Source organism: Priestia sp. ST2 (assembly GCF_055810735.1).
Genome location: NZ_JBVVNT010000003.1, coordinates 1 through 17,005, shown reverse-complemented (window position 1 = coordinate 17,005; position 17,005 = coordinate 1). Strand labels below are relative to the sequence as shown.

At 34.4% G+C, this 17,005-nt stretch carries 18 protein-coding genes; 12 read left to right on the top strand and 6 right to left on the bottom strand.

All coding sequences use genetic code 11. From position 1 onward, the window contains the following. Positions 1-24 precede the first annotated feature (24 nt). The 5 genes from AC0KUU_RS12570 to AC0KUU_RS12550 all read left to right on the top strand — a co-directional run bounded on the left by AC0KUU_RS12570 (position 25) and on the right by AC0KUU_RS12550 (position 6,627). Positions 25-1,647: a spore germination protein gene (locus tag AC0KUU_RS12570; RefSeq protein WP_322551906.1), complete on the top strand. Its 1,623-nt coding sequence runs from the start codon at positions 25-27 to the stop codon at positions 1,645-1,647. After that, on the top strand, positions 1,637-2,863 hold the full coding sequence (locus AC0KUU_RS12565; protein WP_322551907.1) for a Ger(x)C family spore germination protein: 1,227 nt from the start codon (positions 1,637-1,639) through the stop codon (positions 2,861-2,863). Before AC0KUU_RS12570 ends, AC0KUU_RS12565 begins: the two co-directional genes overlap by 11 nt. Before the next feature lie 21 nt (positions 2,864-2,884). Then, positions 2,885-3,994 carry a GerAB/ArcD/ProY family transporter gene (locus tag AC0KUU_RS12560; protein WP_322551908.1) on the top strand — a complete coding sequence of 370 codons (1,110 nt, stop codon included), beginning with the start codon at positions 2,885-2,887 and terminating at the stop codon, positions 3,992-3,994. A 208-nt stretch (positions 3,995-4,202) separates the two neighbouring features. After that, the gene (locus AC0KUU_RS12555; RefSeq protein ID WP_322551909.1) at positions 4,203-5,315 is read left to right on the top strand and encodes a GerAB/ArcD/ProY family transporter; all 1,113 of its coding nucleotides are present in this window, start codon (positions 4,203-4,205) and stop codon (positions 5,313-5,315) included. A 211-nt stretch (positions 5,316-5,526) separates the two neighbouring features. Then, positions 5,527-6,627, top strand: coding sequence for a GerAB/ArcD/ProY family transporter (locus tag AC0KUU_RS12550; RefSeq protein WP_028410103.1), 1,101 nt, complete (start codon positions 5,527-5,529; stop codon positions 6,625-6,627). Positions 6,628-7,260: 633 nt separating this feature from the next. On the opposite strand, the gene AC0KUU_RS12545 is transcribed toward AC0KUU_RS12550, so the two are convergent. After that, positions 7,261-7,443 (bottom strand): hypothetical protein, encoded by a 183-nt coding sequence (locus AC0KUU_RS12545; RefSeq protein ID WP_322551910.1) that lies wholly within the window; start codon positions 7,441-7,443, stop codon positions 7,261-7,263. Positions 7,444-7,956: 513 nt separating this feature from the next. Here AC0KUU_RS12545 and AC0KUU_RS12540 point away from each other — a divergent pair. Continuing rightward, a complete protein-coding gene (locus tag AC0KUU_RS12540; RefSeq protein ID WP_318619211.1) occupies positions 7,957-8,226 on the top strand; it encodes a YesK family protein in 270 nt (89 codons plus the stop codon). Between the two features lie 259 nt (positions 8,227-8,485). Here AC0KUU_RS12540 and corA read toward each other — a convergent pair whose 3' ends face one another. Together corA and AC0KUU_RS12530 are read right to left on the bottom strand one after the other, a co-directional pair. Continuing rightward, on the bottom strand, positions 8,486-9,445 hold the full coding sequence (gene corA, locus AC0KUU_RS12535; RefSeq protein ID WP_322551911.1) for a magnesium/cobalt transporter CorA: 960 nt from the start codon (positions 9,443-9,445) through the stop codon (positions 8,486-8,488). A gap of 46 nt (positions 9,446-9,491) precedes the next feature. After that, positions 9,492-9,689 (bottom strand): hypothetical protein, encoded by a 198-nt coding sequence (locus AC0KUU_RS12530; protein WP_322551912.1) that lies wholly within the window; start codon positions 9,687-9,689, stop codon positions 9,492-9,494. 650 nt (positions 9,690-10,339) lie between these two features. Between AC0KUU_RS12530 and AC0KUU_RS12525 the strand changes: the two genes are divergently transcribed. Continuing rightward, entirely contained in the window at positions 10,340-11,530 is a 1,191-nt protein-coding gene (locus AC0KUU_RS12525) for an FtsW/RodA/SpoVE family cell cycle protein (RefSeq protein ID WP_322551913.1), read from the top strand. A gap of 584 nt (positions 11,531-12,114) precedes the next feature. On the opposite strand, the gene AC0KUU_RS12520 is transcribed toward AC0KUU_RS12525, so the two are convergent. After that, entirely contained in the window at positions 12,115-12,753 is a 639-nt protein-coding gene (locus AC0KUU_RS12520; RefSeq protein ID WP_322551914.1) for a hypothetical protein, read from the bottom strand. 203 nt (positions 12,754-12,956) lie between these two features. Here AC0KUU_RS12520 and AC0KUU_RS12515 point away from each other — a divergent pair, with 203 nt between their 5' ends. The 3 genes from AC0KUU_RS12515 (at position 12,957) to AC0KUU_RS12505 (ending at position 14,465) form a co-directional block, all read left to right on the top strand. Then, positions 12,957-13,214 carry a hypothetical protein gene (locus tag AC0KUU_RS12515; RefSeq protein WP_074683070.1) on the top strand — a complete coding sequence of 86 codons (258 nt, stop codon included), beginning with the start codon at positions 12,957-12,959 and terminating at the stop codon, positions 13,212-13,214. Between the two features lie 182 nt (positions 13,215-13,396). Beyond that, on the top strand, positions 13,397-13,993 hold the full coding sequence (locus AC0KUU_RS12510; RefSeq protein WP_322551915.1) for a hypothetical protein: 597 nt from the start codon (positions 13,397-13,399) through the stop codon (positions 13,991-13,993). 166 nt (positions 13,994-14,159) lie between these two features. Beyond that, the gene (locus AC0KUU_RS12505) at positions 14,160-14,465 is read left to right on the top strand and encodes a hypothetical protein (RefSeq protein ID WP_322551916.1); all 306 of its coding nucleotides are present in this window, start codon (positions 14,160-14,162) and stop codon (positions 14,463-14,465) included. Between the two features lie 68 nt (positions 14,466-14,533). Here the strand turns inward: AC0KUU_RS12505 and AC0KUU_RS12500 are convergent, their stop codons facing one another. Further along, complete coding sequence (locus AC0KUU_RS12500) at positions 14,534-15,115, bottom strand: LOG family protein (protein ID WP_098599586.1); 582 nt, start codon at positions 15,113-15,115, stop codon at positions 14,534-14,536. Between the two features lie 102 nt (positions 15,116-15,217). Between AC0KUU_RS12500 and AC0KUU_RS12495 the strand changes: the two genes are divergently transcribed. Continuing rightward, on the top strand, positions 15,218-15,535 hold the full coding sequence (locus tag AC0KUU_RS12495; protein WP_322551917.1) for a MazG-like family protein: 318 nt from the start codon (positions 15,218-15,220) through the stop codon (positions 15,533-15,535). Between the two features lie 183 nt (positions 15,536-15,718). After that, positions 15,719-16,069 (top strand): hypothetical protein, encoded by a 351-nt coding sequence (locus AC0KUU_RS12490; protein WP_322551918.1) that lies wholly within the window; start codon positions 15,719-15,721, stop codon positions 16,067-16,069. Positions 16,070-16,684: 615 nt separating this feature from the next. On the opposite strand, the gene AC0KUU_RS12485 is transcribed toward AC0KUU_RS12490, so the two are convergent. Continuing rightward, a partial coding sequence (locus AC0KUU_RS12485; RefSeq protein ID WP_473452324.1) for a helix-turn-helix domain-containing protein occupies positions 16,685-17,005 on the bottom strand: 321 nt, incomplete at its 5' end.

Below are 17,005 nucleotides of genomic sequence, written 5' to 3'. Positions count from 1 at the left end.
ATTTAAAGAAGGGTGCTTAAATCTATGCCTTCGTTTTTTAAAGATCGCAAACCAAAAAAGAAACGATCACAGAGTGAAGAAAATCAAACTCCTGATCATCAAATAGAATGGATACAATTTTCATTATCAGACAACCTTAACATGATTAAGCAGAAAACCGGAAATAGTTCAGATGTCGTTATTCGTGAGATAAAAATGGGAGGGGCTTCCGACATAAAAACAGCGATTGTCTATGTAGAAGGAATTGTAGACAATCAGTCGATTCAAGATTATCTACTGCAATCTATGATGAAGGATGATCATAAAGAAGAATTAAATCAGCACAATGCGATAGACCTCCTTTCTAAAGATATAATGACAATTGGAAACATATCCTCCATCACTAGCTTGGATGATTTATTTGCATCTTTAATGGCAGGAGATACTCTTATCCTAGTGGATGGAGTAAAACAAGCACTAAGTGCTAGCACCAAAGGTGGAGAAAAACGTTCCATCGCGGAATCTACTACTCAAATGGTGGTTCGAGGACCAAAAGGGGCCTTTACCGAGTCTCTTGGGACCAATACAGCTATGGTACGCCGCATCATTAAAACCCCTGATTTATGGATGGAGTCTTTAAAAGTAGGACGCGTAACAAAGACAGATGTGACATTTATGTACATACATGGCATTGCCAATGATAAAGTCGTTAAAGAAATTCGTCAGCGATTGAAGCGAATTGATATCGATAGCATTTTGGAATCAGGTTATATTGAACAACTAATAGAGGATCAAACATTCACCCCTTTTCCAACTATGTACAACACGGAGAGACCTGACGTTGTAGCAGGAAACCTACTAGAAGGGCGGATTGCTATATTTGTGGATGGAACCCCCTTTGTACTGATTGCACCTGCTTTGTTCATGCAATTCTTCCAATCGGCTGAAGATTATTATGCGCGTTTTGACATTGCAACCTCAATTCGCCTTTTACGTATTTTTATGTTTATGATTTCGTTAATCGCGCCTGCTACCTATGTCGCGGTAACAACCTTCCATCAGGAAATGGTACCAACCACGCTCATTGTAGCAATTGCGGCACAGAGGGAAGCTGTTCCTTTTCCAGCATTTGTGGAAGCCCTTCTTATGGAGCTAACCTTTGAAATCTTACGAGAAGCAGGGATACGTTTACCTAAAGCTATTGGTTCAGCCGTATCCATTGTCGGGGCCCTTGTAATTGGTCAAGCAGCCGTTCAAGCAAGTATTGTGTCACCAGCAATGGTTATCATTGTATCGATCACAGCCATTGCCAGTTTTGCCACACCTTCTTTTGATATGGCGATTTCAGCTCGCTTAATTCGGTTTTTGTTTATGATTGGCGCAGCAACATTTGGTTTCTATGGCATCATTTTATGCCTTTTAATGATGGTTGTACATTTATGCAGTTTACGTTCGTTTGGGGTACCTTATATGGCTCCATTTGCTCCCTTCATCCCTGTAAACAATGGAGATACCGTTATAAGATTACCGTGGTGGACACTGAGACAAAGACCGCGATTAATTACTGCTAACACGGTTCGAGAAGGATCAAATCAAAACCCGCACCCCCCTGCATCTCGTGGTATGGTGAATCGTGATTTTGAAGAAGGTGACAACAATGAAGCGTAAAGGAGTTTTTCTTTTATTGATGATGACGGTAACCATCTTGCTCACCAGTTGTTGGAGTAAAAAAGAGTTAACTGACCTTGCTATCGTGGCAGCTCTGGGCGTCGATAAAACAAAAGATGGAAGATATCACATAACGCTCCAAATTATTAATCCAGGGAATGTGGCTGGTATACAAGGAGGGGGAGGCGGTACTCAAAGCCCTCCTATTACCATTTATTCAGCTTCAGGAGACAATGTAGTCGAAGCAAGTAGACGGGCTTCGGGCAGAATTTCTCGACGATTGTATTATGCTCATACAAACTTGGTCGTGGTTGGTGAAAAATTGGCTAAAGAAGAAGGGCTTGATACATTAATTGATGCGTTTGATCGAGATCCAGAATTTCGAAATACTTCCACCCTCGTGATTGCCAACCATTCGTCCGCAGCTGATCTAGTGAAAACGTTAACGCCGGTTGATAAGATTCCAGCGAATAAAGTGCTGAAAACCTTAGAATTTACGGAAAGAAAATGGGGAGAGAATGTAAAAACATCGCTTCAAGAGGTGATGAAGAGCCTTGAATCTCCTGGAAGAGGAACTGTCGTATCAGGATTTCGTCTAGATGGAAATCCCCAGCAAGCACAAAAGCTGGATAACCTTCAGGAAAGTGCACCCGAAGCAACGCTTCGTGCTTCTGGAATTGCTGTCTTAAAACAGGGAAAGCTAGTAGATTGGTTGTATGGAAAACCAGCAAGAGGAACGGTATGGATTCTTGATAAAATCCAAGGAACGGATATTAATATTGATTGGGCAGGAAAGAAAGAAGCTATTGCTTATCAAACTGTACGACAAAAAACAAGTGTGTCTACTCAAGTGAAGAATGGCAAACCTCATATTTCTGTTCATACACGTGTTGAAGGAGATATCGGTGACATGGAGGTACCTGTTGATATCACCAATCCAAAGGTCATTACAAAAATCGAACAATCCGTGAGGAAAGAAATTAAAAAAGAGCTAAAGACAGCTATTGAACGTGCCCAAAAAAACAAAACGGATATTTTGGGATTTGGAGAAGTAGTTCACCGTACTAGACCAAATCAATTTAAGAAAATGAAAATGGAATGGAATGATGTGTACTTTCCGAAGTTAGATGTAGATATTACAGTGGAAGCCTATGTACGTCGCGCTGGCTTACGAAACAAGTCATTTCTTTCAGGAGTAAAAGAGAATCAAAAATAAGGAAAAGGAGGTGCCAGTTAAATGGAGAAAGCAAAAATTAGTGCCAATCAGCTCTTTATTCTAATGGTTTTATTTGAGCTGGGGAGTGCTTTACTGGTACCTCTTGCCATCAGAGCCAAACAGGATGCATGGCTTGCGATTCTATTGGGAATGTTAGGCAGTTTCGTTTTATTTTTAGTTTACCATAAACTTTATACCTATTATCCCAACCTCTTACCCACAGAATATATGCAAAAAATCTTAGGTAAAGTACTAGGTACCGTACTGGCTTTTGTTTACATTCTTTATTTTATGTATGATGCCTCAAGAGTTCTACGTGATTTTGGTGAAATGTTGTTGACTTTTGCCTATCCTGATACGCCTTTATTCATCGCCAATGCATTATTAATGCTTGTCATTGTTTATACAGTCAGAAAAGGAATTGAAGTCATAGCTCGATCAGGAGAACTGCTTTTTATTTTTATGTATGTTCTTGCGGTTGCTGGGTTTATTTTAATCATTTCTTCTGGTTTAATTGAGTTTAAAAATTTACAACCTGTTTTGGAAGATGGCTTTTTACCATCTGTAAAGGTTGCAGTGTCTGAAACTTTATATTTTCCGTTTACCGAAGCTATCATATTTACGATGATTTTGCCATATTTAAATAATCCTAAGAAGGCAAAGGTGACCATGCTATGTGCAACGGGATTAAGTGGAATCAATTTGGTTATTACGATGCTCATCAATATTAGTATGCTTGGCGTTAACCTGACTGCACGTTCGCAATTTCCTCTTCTTAGTACAGTAGCAAGCATCCAAGTAGCTGATTTTCTAGAACGACTGGATGTATTTTTTATGCTTGCTATGGTGATTGGGATTTTTTTAAAAATTACCGTATTATTTTATGCGGCCACCATAGGGACAGCTAACTTATTTAAAGTTAAATCACCTTCAAGGCTATCGTATCCTTTAGGTATCGTTATTTTATTTTTATCTATCACAATCGCGAGTAATTTCCAAGAACACCTTCATGAAGGATTACATGTAGCCAAAGTTGTTCTACATATTCCTCTGTTCACAATAATTCCTCCTATCCTTCTTTTTGTAGCTTTCATAAAAAACAAGAAGAAGCATCAGGGTAAACACATTTGATGAACTAATTTTCATATAGAACATTTTCGTTATCGTTATATTCCTTAGTAAGGTACTTACCAGTAGAAAGAATCTTTTTAGTCTAGAGTTAACCTTAAAGCAATCTACTACATAATGTTCAAAAATAGCAAGTGATGAAAACGTTAAAAAAAGATTCAAGAAGACAAAAGGTTGCTTTAAATAAAAACAAAAAGGAGGTTCCAATTGCATGGAGAAAGCTAAAATTAGTTCTAGTCAGCTCTTTATCTTAATGGTTCTATTCGAACTGGGTAGTGCTTTATTGGTACCTCTTGCAATAGATGCAAAACAAGATGCGTGGCTTGCGATTCTGCTTGGAATGGTATTCAGTTTCGTTCTATTGTTAATCTACCACAAGCTTTATACCTATTATCCCGATCTTTTGCCTACAGAGTATCTGCAAAGGATTCTCGGGAAAGTACTTGGAACCGTACTGGCTTTTGTTTACATTCTTTACTTTATGTATGACGCCTCAAGGGTTCTACGCGATTTTGGTGAGATGCTGTTAACCTTTGCCTATCCGGACACACCTTTATTCATCGCGAATGCATTATTAATGCTTGTCATTATTTATACCATTAGAAAAGGAATTGAGGTCATAGCTCGATCAGGAGAACTGCTTTTTATTTTTATGTATGTCCTTGCGGTTGCTGGCTTTATCTTAATTGTTTCTTCTGGTTTAATTGAGATTAAAAATTTGCAACCTATTTTGGAAGAAGGCTTATTCCCTGTCCTAAAAGTGGTATTTACTCAAACGTTGTATTTCCCATTTACGGAAGTCATTGTATTTACGATGATTTTGCCCTATTTAGACAATCCCCAAAAAGCAAAGGTAACTATGTTATGCGCAACAGGATTAAGTGGAATCAATTTAATTATTACCATGCTTATTAATGTGTGTGTACTGGGTGTTGATTTAACTGCACGTTCACAATACCCACTTCTTAGCACAATTGAGAGCATCCAAGTAGCTAATTTTTTAGAACGTCTTGATGTATTTTTTATGCTTGCCTTAATCATCACTATCTTCTTTAAAATCTGTGTATTATTTTACGCAGCTGTCGTAGGAACTGCTAGTTTATTTAAAGTTAAATCACCTTCACGGTTATCATATCCTTTGGGGCTAATCATTCTCTTTTTGTCTATTACCATTGCGAGCAATCTTCAAGAGCATAATCATGAAGGACTAAAGGTGGCCATGTTTGTTATACATATTCCTCTGCTTGGAATTGTTCCTCCTTTTCTTCTTCTTGTAGCTTTCTTTAAAAATAGGAAGAAGCATGGGAAAAACAAATTTAACTAGCTAATTTTCATATGGAATATTGTCATCCTTGTTAAATTGCCTAATGAAAGCTTCATTCATAGAAAGAATGCTTTTAGCCTAGAACTAACTTTAAATTAAATCTACTATCCACTACATAATGTTCAAAGAATCTCAAGTGATAAGAAGGTTAAAGAACAATTTAAAAGAAACAGAAAATCGCTTTAACGTAATCGAAAAGGAGGCCAGTTGAATGGAAAAAGCTAAAATTAGTGCCAGTCAGCTTTTTATCCTAATGGTTTTGTTTGAGCTGGGTACTACTTTATTGTTACCTATTGCTATGGACGCAAAACAGGACTCTTGGCTTGCGATTCTGCTTGGAACCGTATTCAGTTTTGTTCTGTTTCTAGTCTATAATAAACTTTACTCGTACTATCCAGATATTTTACCTACAGAGTACATGCAGAAAATCTTAGGTAAAGCCATAGGAAGCGTACTGGCCTTTCTTTATATCTTTTATTTTATCTATAATGTAGCAAGGGTTCTACGTGATATCGGCGAGATGCTGTTAACCTTTGCCTATCCCGATACCCCTTTGTTTATTGCGAATGCTTTATTGATTCTTGTTATTATTTATACAGTTCGCAAAGGTATCGAAGTAATAGCGCGATCCGGAGAAATCTTTTTTATAATCATGTATATCCTAGCCATCACTGGCTTTATTCTGATTGTATGTTCAGGATTAATCGATATTACGAACTTACAACCAGTACTTGAAGAAGGGATATTCCAACCCTTGAAAGTTGTTTTTACTCAAATCTTGTATTTTCCTTTCAGTGAAGCGATTGTGTTTACAATGATTTTACCGTATTTAAAAAACCCAAAGAAAGCCAAAGTGACCATGTTATGTGCATCAGGATTAGCTGGCATCAACTTGACTATTGCCATGCTGATTAACATTAGTGTACTTGGGGTTGATTTGACTGAACGTTCCCAATTTCCTCTTCTTAGCACCATACAAAGCATCCAAGTAGCTAACTTTTTAGAACGTCTTGATGTGTTTTTTATGATTGCTTTAGTTACCGGTGGCTTCTTTAAGATAAGTGTGTTGCTTTATGCGGCTGTCATAGGAACGGCCAACTTATTTAAGATTAAATCACCTTCACGACTTTCATATCCTATAGGGCTTATGATTCTATTTATGTCAATGACGATTTCTAGCAATTTTCAAGAACACCTCCATGAAGGATTGGGGATAGAGATGTTTGTTTTGTATATTCCCCTCTCTGCGATTATTCCTCTTCTGCTGCTTCTTGTTGCTTTCTTGAAAAATAGAAAGAAGCAGAGAGAGTAACAGGTTCATTTGCTTGATTTTTCTGAGGAGGAAATAACTCTTACAATCCGTGAATCCTTCTAAACTAGTGCTTATCAATGTGAATTTAAACTATGTGAGGTGATTTTTCTGTATAGTTGGTTTTATGATCATTTTGTTAATACTATCCTGTTTCCTCTTACTTGTATAATGATGGTAGCTATCATGTTGAGTGCATATGCGTACTTTAAATTAAAAAAATAGATAATTAACAGTTTCAGGGCTTGTTGATTCATAACGGAGCTTTCTTCTTTAAAACTTGATTATTTATACAAAATACAGTTATCACTTATATTAATGACTTAAGAAAAGCTCGCTATCTAAAAAAGTCAGGCATCATAATGAATTTTATCTGCAACAACATGGTAAAATGGTCTATTTTTATCTATGATGAAGCTCTTATTATTCCTGAACTTATACTTTATTGAACACTCCTTGAGCACCAATGCACACATTTTGTTTTAGTTTTTGCTGAGAAAAAGAGTAACTTTAGGGTTGCTCTTTTTTTTGTTAAATGGTATAATCTCCAAAATATAAAGATTCTACATGGTTTTAGTTTTGTAAGATAAAACTTATCGGAGAACCGCCTTACTTTTGTAGGGCGGTTTTTTCGTGCTATTTTTTTGGAGGGTATCCGAGGTTTGCATTTACTTTTCCAGTTAGTCCATCGTTTTCAGCAGGAATTTTATTTCCGACAGATTGGGGTACATCTACTGGTTGGATACTTCCACCGTTTGTATCATAACTATTGCTATGATTGTTATTATTATGTGTTTTATTGAAACTGTGTTCTGGCATAAAAACACCTCCTAAACGTATTATTTGATTTGTGTTGAAGAAAATAAGAGGTAGTATGAGAAAATTACTAATACAACTACTCACGAAAAGACTTTTAATTTTACGTATGAGTTCGCTAGCAACACGATTTTAGGCAAAAAAAGAGCAACCGTGATTATTTCGGCTGCTTTTAGTAGAGCTCATACATATTTGATGTATGGAATAAGCTATTTTCATCATATTTTTCGCATATAGGCTATTTTTTATAGGGGTTAACATATGTATAAAAGGAGCGCTTTTTATACATTCTCGTTTCTTTCAACTATCCAAAGAATGTAGTCATATCAACAATGTATAAAAAGATGTATACTCCGGAAAAGGGACTCTTAGCTGAACCCAAGTGGCGCACAGGGTTCTCTTTTTCGTGTCTTCCGGAAAGAGTGTTTATGTAAACTAGCAATGCATATCATATACATAGTGATTTTACCCAATATTATTGTTAAAATGGAATTAAAAGGATAAAAGGGGTATTCTATGGATGTTAAGATCATTTTAGGGACGATTATAGCTGCTTTAATATTGGCGTATATATTTCATTCGCTTCAAAGAAAAAGAAACTCTGATAAACACATAGGGGATAAAGTTTTTAACATTGGATTTGTCATTTCTTTAACTATAATTGCAATTAGCATTTTGGTAGTAGGCGGATGGGATGGAATGGCTTTAGGAGCACTAGGAGCTTATTTATTGTTCCCATCATTAAGTGGACTTATTTTTACTAAGCTTTTAATCAGATATAACTAATAAAGTGTTAAGCATATTTTAAGCCTTTAGATTTATAAATCTAAAGGCTTTTTTGTGCCGAAAATTTACATTCCGTCAACTACAGGCGTATATCGTATACAGCTAAAAAAAGTGAAAAACCTACTGGACAGGGGACTCACCCCAGAGATTAGTAGGTTTTTCTGCTCTATTGCAGTAAGGATTTTCGCAGATGCCTCACGGCGTCTTGAGTAGTTTTCTCAATGTACTAAAAACTTATGTATAGAAAGAAAAAATCCTGCTACTTATTGACGTTAAACCAGCCTTTTTGTTTAAACCAAAGAATCATGCCAATTGTCATTAAAGCCATAATTCCTAAAACAATATAATATCCGTAGTGCCAGTGAAGTTCAGGCATATGATCAAAGTTCATCCCATATAACCCTACAACAAAGGTGAGAGGGATAAAAATAGAGGAGATAATGGTTAATGTCATCATAATAGAGTTCATCCGGTTGGCGTTGAGTGAAAGGTAATTATCTCTCATATCTGATGTCATATCTCGATTGGCTTCCACCATGCTTGTTAATTTTATTAAATGATCGTAGATGTCATTGAAATAGGCTTTCTGCTCTGCAGGTATATGTAAACGTTCAGAATTAATAATTCGATATAGCAGATCACGCATAGGAAGAACGGTTTTTCTAAGCTTTAATAAATCACTTCGGATATCAAAAACATCATTCATTAGTAAAGCAATTGACTTTTTGGCATCTTTGCTTTCAATTTCATTTAATTTATCCTCAATTTCATACACAATTGGGAAGTAATCATCCACTAATTGATCCAGAATCGCATAGGCAATATAGGACACTCCTTTATTAAATCCATTAGGATGTTGCAAAAGACGTTGTTGTACTGTTTCAATACTAAGTAATGGTTTAAAGTGAAAGGTCACTAAATAATTGTCTCCGATAAATACGTCTACTTCTTCAACATCTAATGTGTGGCTATTTAAATAATGAAGAACTAAAAAGCTGTAATCCTCATAATAATCAAGTTTAGGGCGTTGTAATAAATGAAGACAATCTTCGATAGCTAAAGGGTGAAAATGGAAAAACGTCTCTAATACTTCTGCTTCCTCCTCAGATGGAGAGGCAAGGTCTACCCAGAACCACTTAATTGAAGGATCAGACAAGTGATCAAGAGGTATATCTTCTTTGACATGTAAGTCTTGTGTAATAGCGATTGTTCGAATCATGCTGCTGCTCCTCCATATGATTAACGATTCTATACATTATAGTATGTTACATAAAATAAACGATTAATCCAACTGCTAACAAGGCAATGAAATCTTTCTGATACTTTCTTCTCTTTTCTTCACTTGTATCTTTATTTTCACCAAAATATTTATCTATAAAAATAATAAAACAAAGCACGAGGAAACTAAGAATGATATCTAGTATTAAGAAATGAAAGAAATTATCTGTAGTAGTCAATGACATAGGAATTCTCCTTATTTCTCACGTTCAAGTGTGAGAATACTAAATAAGTCTCTCTTCATATTTTAATCAGGTAAAAAAAGCTCTAAAATCAATGTAGCTGTATAATAACGAATAGCATAAAAAAGAAAGGATTCGCTTTTTATTATTTTCCTTATCCTAATGTTTATAATTAAAACATACAAAACAACTTATTATATAACAAAATGTTCTATATGTCCTGAGTTCTTGGAAGAAAGAGGATTATTAATCTTAAAACAGGAACGTCTAAGAAGTGTATAAGTTAATAAGGTGAGACGGAGAGGATAAAACGTAACGATATATAATAAAAGAGATAGTAGTGGGAGATTTTTATGAAATATGCACAAATTTTTATTGATAATCGAATTCGAAATGCAACGTTGATTGTATTGCTTATTTGTATGAGTATAGCTTGGCTTTTTGATAGCGATTACTGGTACAATATAGCCGTTCTTATGGTTTCAGTATCTTTTCTCTTACATGGTATAAATGATTATATCGTAGGAAAGAACAAAGCACGAGGAACTGTTATTATACTATTGAGTGTTCTTTTTACTCTATATAATCTACTAAGAATCTTTGTTTTATGATAAAAACAAGATTTTTACACTTGCAAGGAACGAGGAGTTTTTATGTTTAAGAAAATAGTAAAATGTTATGATTACAAATTTATTGTAGCCTTAATTGTTCTAAGCCTCATCGGTTTAGTCATGGTCTACAGTGCTAGTATGGTAACGGCGGTTAGTCGTTACGGTGTTGAAGGGGATTATTTTTATCAAAAGCAAAAACTTGCTCTGATAGCAGGATTCTTCTTTTTCTGTGTTTCTGCCTTTATTCCCTATAAAATTTATCGAGAGAAAAAAGTATTAAAAATCTTATTAATAACAGTGATTACACTTCTTGCCTTGGTCCTTATTTTTGGACATACCGCGGGAAATGCACAAAGTTGGCTTATACTGGGCCCGATTAGAATACAACCACTAGAATTTACGAAACTAACGATCATTGTATATTTATCGGCTGTTTTTGCGAATAAACAAGAGTATATCAATGATCTAAAGCGTGCTATTATTCCACCTATTCTTATCGTATTTTTTATTTGTTTCTTAATTGCTTTACAACCCGATTACGGTGGAATTCTCCTTATTTTAGGTACAGTTGCAGCTATTGTCTTATGTTCAGGTATTTCTAGAAAATCCATGCTAAAGATTGCTCTGTTAGGAGTAGTAGGAATATTTGTTATGCTCATCGTTTTATTAGTAACAGGACAGATGGCTACCGTTTTTTCTCCTGTTCGTTTAGCTCGTTTTACTGGGTTTCTCCATCCATTTGCGAATCAGCAAGGGGATGGGTACCAATTGGTTAACTCCTACCTAGCTATAGGAACTGGGGGGCTATCAGGTGAAGGGTTAGGCCAAGGCATTCAAAAGGCTGGTTATCTACCTGAGTCTCATACAGATTTTATTATGGCAGTTATTGCTGAAGAGTTAGGTTTTTGGGGAGTGTTACTTGTATTAGGGTTACTATTTTTCATTATTTTGCAAGGCTTAAAAATTGCTAAAAAATGCAACGATCCTTTTGGTGCCTTATTAGCTATCGGTATTTCGGTCATGATTGGCATTCAAGCATTTGTTAACTTAGGAGCAGTAACGGGCCTTCTTCCTATCACAGGTGTAACGTTACCTTTTGTAAGTTATGGCGGCTCTTCTCTTACATTGCTTCTGTTTGCTGTAGGAGTACTAGCGAATATATCCATGTTTAATAAATTTGAAAAGAAATACAAAAATAAAGTAACAGATCCAAGGGAACTGAAAAGTGTCTAATAATTTATATAAATGACATTTCTATAAAATTTATTGAGCATAAAATAAAATTATAAACAAAAGACACCGGTTAAGAGCCAGTGTCTTTTGTTTATGGAAGGAGGTTAAGTTTGTAGTATTGCTAAAGAAATTCAAAGGTCTATTAGAACGCCTCTTATGTACCATTTATATACTTTCCTAAAAATCTTTATGTAGAAGATAAAAATTATTCCCTTCGGAAAAACTGCAAGGCGCTATAAACGACCCATAGAAAACAGGCCACCATAACTTGTTTCTCTAGGCAAAGAATAATTGTCCATAGTATCACTAAAGTTAAAATAGGAATAGATAACTTTCTTATCATTCACACCTTCCCTTTCTTTATTATTCTCCTATCTATATTCATGAAAACGTGGTAGATTGCCTTTTTTGTGCAAAAAAAATGACGCCTATTAGGGCGCCTATATCCAACGAAATAGTTTGGAAAAGGGAAAAGTGTTCACTTTAAGAATGAACATGATCTTATTTGGTTCTTACCCTTTTTAAAAAGAACAAAACATACATTATAGGTAACACAAATAAGCTACTTAAATTCTCTATTCCATTTATTGATCCTCTGGATTTACCTCGAGACTTTCAACTTCATCATTCTTCTTTACTTCTAATCGCACAACTTTGTTTTTACTATCTCCAGGCATATTGTCGTCATCTTGCTCAAAGTCTTTAGATTTTTTATAAGTCTTTTTTCCACTAGACACTTCTATTGTTACATCATTATCGGTTTCATTAATTAATTTTCCAATTATACTGTAATCTCCATCAGCATCTTTTTCGTATATACCATTTGAATCTGCTTTTGCCTGAGGAGTTAACTCTAAACTTTCTGCATTTTGATTTTTAGCATTAATCTCTACATTTACTTGTTTTCCATCACTATTCTTAGGTGTACCTTTTTCCTTTTTAAACGCATTACTCTTAGGTACCTTTACCTTTTTATCATCAATAACAAGTGTTAACTCATCGTTTGTTTCTTTTTCTAAAGTTCCCACTAGATCAAAATCTTCATCTTGTTTACTATCAGCGTCTTTGGAATACCGTTGTAAATTTAATTTATTTTCTGCAGAGTTACTTTCTTTTTGTGGTGTGTTTGAGGATGAATCATTTTGATTAGAACAACCTGTAAGAGATCCTGTAGTTAAAGCTCCAGCTAATGAAATACAGAGTATTATCATTTTTTTATTCATATGGATTATTCCTCCTTCTTGTTCCTTGTTTATATTGCCTATTTTTTACAGAATCAAACGAAATAACCATCTTAACGAGGAAGAAGTTTCAATATATGTTTACAGTATAGTAGTTCCTAGAATTTTGATTATGGTAACTAGATTTGTAGATTATAAATATGAGATAATACAGTAGATTTTATAGATAAAGGAGATAAATTTAGATGACAAAAGCGATAAACCTTTGGTCATTCGTTTTCTTATTGCTAAGTGTCTGTCTAACTTTCATAACTTTTGCTCATCCATCATTATTAAGATTAAATTTTTATGTAGCAATTGTTGTATTTTTAGTTGGTATTATAGGCTTCTTTGGAGTTCATAATTTCAAATCAGCTGTGAGAAGTGTTTTAACCACTATACTTAGTGCCGTATTAATTGTACTTACTGGATGGATTATCTTTGTTGAAAATCTTTTCTCATAATTAGTATGTGAATTAGAAATATAAAGAATAGCAAAAAAGCCTTTATTATTAGTATAAAGGCTTTTTTACTACCTAGAAATACGTTTTATGTTAACTAAAGATATATGAAATATACATATATTCTTGTGAAGCTTTTGATATATACTTGAATTAAAAATGTATATAGAACCCCTGGAGGTCTTATGTTAAAGAATTTATTTAAGAAAAAAATCACTGAAAAAGAATTCTGGTCTTGGTTTGAAAAAAATAGCGAAGATTATTTCCAATTAGACGAAAAGAACTATGATCTTTTATTTAACAAATTGGGCTTACAATTATCCAAGTATCATAAAGATTTAACTTTTGAATTCAGTCTAGAAATGAACCAAGGAAAAAGAGAATTTATTATCAGCGCAGAAGGAATGGTTTCAGCGTTTCCTGCTGTCATAAAGCTGGTAGAAGAAGCTCCAAGCTTCGAGAAATTTAACGTTGTGGCGTTTAGACAAAGACAGAATAGTGAACAAGAAATTTATTTTGAAGATATTGTTTTAAATACAGAAGATATCTTCTTTACGTATAGAGAAAATAAACAAATGGATTGTTTAGATATTGTTATTTACATTAAAGGATATAGTGAAGAAAATAATCAGTTTATTGCTGCAACGTTTATTATGCTTGATAGTTTAATTGGTGAATATGATGTAGGTGTAAAACTTGGTGAAATAAATTTTGAGCCATATCAAGAAGAGAAAGAGGCACAACCTATTCTAAACTTAGTTTCTCTAGTTGATAAATTGTGAGTAAAAAGAGCGTAAGTTTTTTGATAAACTTAACGCTTTTTTATTTCCGATAATCCGTTTTATGTAAACTAGCTCTGTATATAATATTCATGTTATTAAATACAAATATATGGTAAAATGTTACATATATAATGAGATCCTTGTTTAGGAAGAAGGTGTGTTCTTAATGCTGAAAGTATTGTTGGTATGTATCTTAAGTTGCTTAATTATTTATGTAGGGCAGCTTGTATGGAGAAGAGGAAAAACTACTTTTATTGCTGGATATGGAAAGATGTTTACACCTAAGAATGAAAAGCAGCTTGCTAAAGGATTTGGGATTATTATTATGTTATTTGGCTTAGAATCTATTATATTTCCTATTCTCTCTCTATTTTTTGATGGACTTGGAGTTTATTATGGATTTCTAGTTGTGCTAAACTTCTTTGCTTTATTTGGAGTCATGATAAAGGATCAGGTACAAGGAGAAGCTTAAACGAAATAAAGGGCATGAGTGATTTTATATTCTCATGCCCTTTATTTGTGCCGATAACTGTGATTATGTTAGCTTTGAGCCTTTGTAATATAAGTTTTCACTGAAGGTGGTTGGTATGTATTAAATTGATCAAGTAACCCCTGTGGTTCTGTATCTACAAGAGCCATCAAACGATATTTTTCCTGTAAAAACTGTTCTTCTGTCATATGATTAAATAATGATACAAGTGGTGTGTAATAGTTATTAATGTTTAAAAGTCCACATGGTTTCTGGTGTAAGCCTAACTGAGCCCATGTGAAAATTTCAAAGAATTCCTCTAATGTACCTGGGCCACCTGGTAATGCAATAAATCCATCCACTAATTCTGCCATTTTAGCTTTTCTTTCATGCATGGATTCGACAACAATAAGTTCTGATAAGTTTTTATGAGAAATTTCTCTTTCTTCAAGGAAGCTCGGCATAACCCCAATTACATGGCCACCTTCTTCTAAAACGGCATCGGCAACAGCACCCATTACACCGACACTTGCGCCTCCGTATACAAGCGTAATATTACGCTTAGCAAGCTCTCTTCCTAGAGCTTTTGCTCCTTCAATATAAAGATCAGATGCCCCGTTACTTGAGCCACAAAATACAGCTAGTCTTTTCAAAAGTATCCCCTCCTAAGTAAATCACCGTTAATGATTATACATAATAATGGATCATTTGTTAAACTTAGGTTGGTATTTAAAAATGGAAGGTGGAACCAATCAATGGATTTAACAGAATTTCAAAGATGGGTAAAGGACTACTATAAGATGAGAGGTTGGTCGGACCTAGATATTTTTGTTCGAATTGGCTTTCTTGCTGAAGAAACAGGTGAAGTAGCACGAGCTATTAGAGCTTTAGAGATTGGGAGAGATAGACCAGATGAAGTAGCTGGTACTTGGGAAGAAAACAAGAAAGAATTGACGGAAGAGCTAGGAGATGTGTTAGGCAACTTAATTGTGATTGCCAATAAGTATGATATTCCTCTAGAAGAGATCTTTCAGTCCCATAAGGATAAACTTGCAGAGCGTTATTCTAGTTAAGGGTTAGGAGCTACATACTAATAAGCGATACGATATATTAAGCAAAATACATATTAACAATGGGGAGACACCATATTTGGTCTCTCTTTTAGCATTTAATTCCTAAAGGTACATTATGTTAACTTTGACATAGGGTATGGAAAGATTCCAGTGTATTATAAAGAATATAAATGGAGGTAATGTATGTTCTTTAAAAGCTTATTTAATAAGGAAAACTGCAAACATAATACATATAAATTAGAAGCTGATTTCTCTGCAGATCCCATCTGGTGTAGTGATTGTGGAGAAAACCTTGATTTTGAAGAATTTCCTTTGTCTGAAAATCTCAAAGGTGAGCTTGAAGAGTGGGTTGATGATTACGGAAACTGGATTGATTTTAGTACCGATTCTTTAAGGGAAAACGGAATAGAAATGGAAAAGGAATATAACAAAAAAGGCCTACAGCTCTTTGAACAAGTAAAAAAACAATTAGGTATAGACTATCCGATTGTTTTTGTTCCTTCTAAATCAGGAGAGCTATATAAAGACCTATAAGAAAAATAAGCAGTCCTTAATAAGAGGACTGCTTATTTTTCACCACCGATAACTGTGATTATGGTAACTAACCTTGTATACGATATACAGGTTGAAAACAGAAAAAAGCTACTGGGACACCTAATCAGTAGCTTTCTTTACACTTTACCAGTATCAAGGACAGATGACTATGTCATGAGTCATTTTAAGTAGTTTGCTTTAGTTAGGATGTTTTAATTCATATAAAAAGCAAATACCCCCTGAATAAATGCATTCAAGGGGTATCGACTAGTTCAATTTATAGGTATGTTGAGTCCTTCTTTAGATTATATGCTTGTCTTTAAAGTTCTATGACTTGTTTTTTTAAAAAAAACAAACTACCCCTAAGCCGTTTAGAAAGGTGGCGAGGTAGTTTGTTAGGTGTAATGAAATAGAAAGTGTAATGAAGGGACGCTACCCATCTTGAGTATTTTGCTCAAAGGTTGCAGCAGCTATGCAACCTTTGCATAGCAAATTTGCAATAGCCTATTGCGTGGATATTTGATGTGTTCCGAAAACATTCATTATGTTAATTAAAAATGTATGAATTATACATGTAATTATCTTTATTTTAAAGCAAAATTATTATAAGTATTTTCAATTTAATTTAGCTAGTTTTTCAAGATATTCTCTGTCTTTAATGATGTAGCCTTGTGACTGCTTTTCAATAATATTTTTTTTACATAGTTGAGCTAGTACATGTAGCAGATGGCGATATGATACACCTAAATACTCACATACTTCAGTATGTTTTTCTTTATAAAAGTTATCATCAGCCGACAGTATTATAAAGGCAGCAAGACGGTTCTCGAGTGGATAGGCCTGATTTTGTGTATACTTTGCTGAAATTTTAGTTGCTTTCTCACTTAAAAAACTGCATAAATATCTGAGAAATGTTACATCTGTTAAGAGCTTATT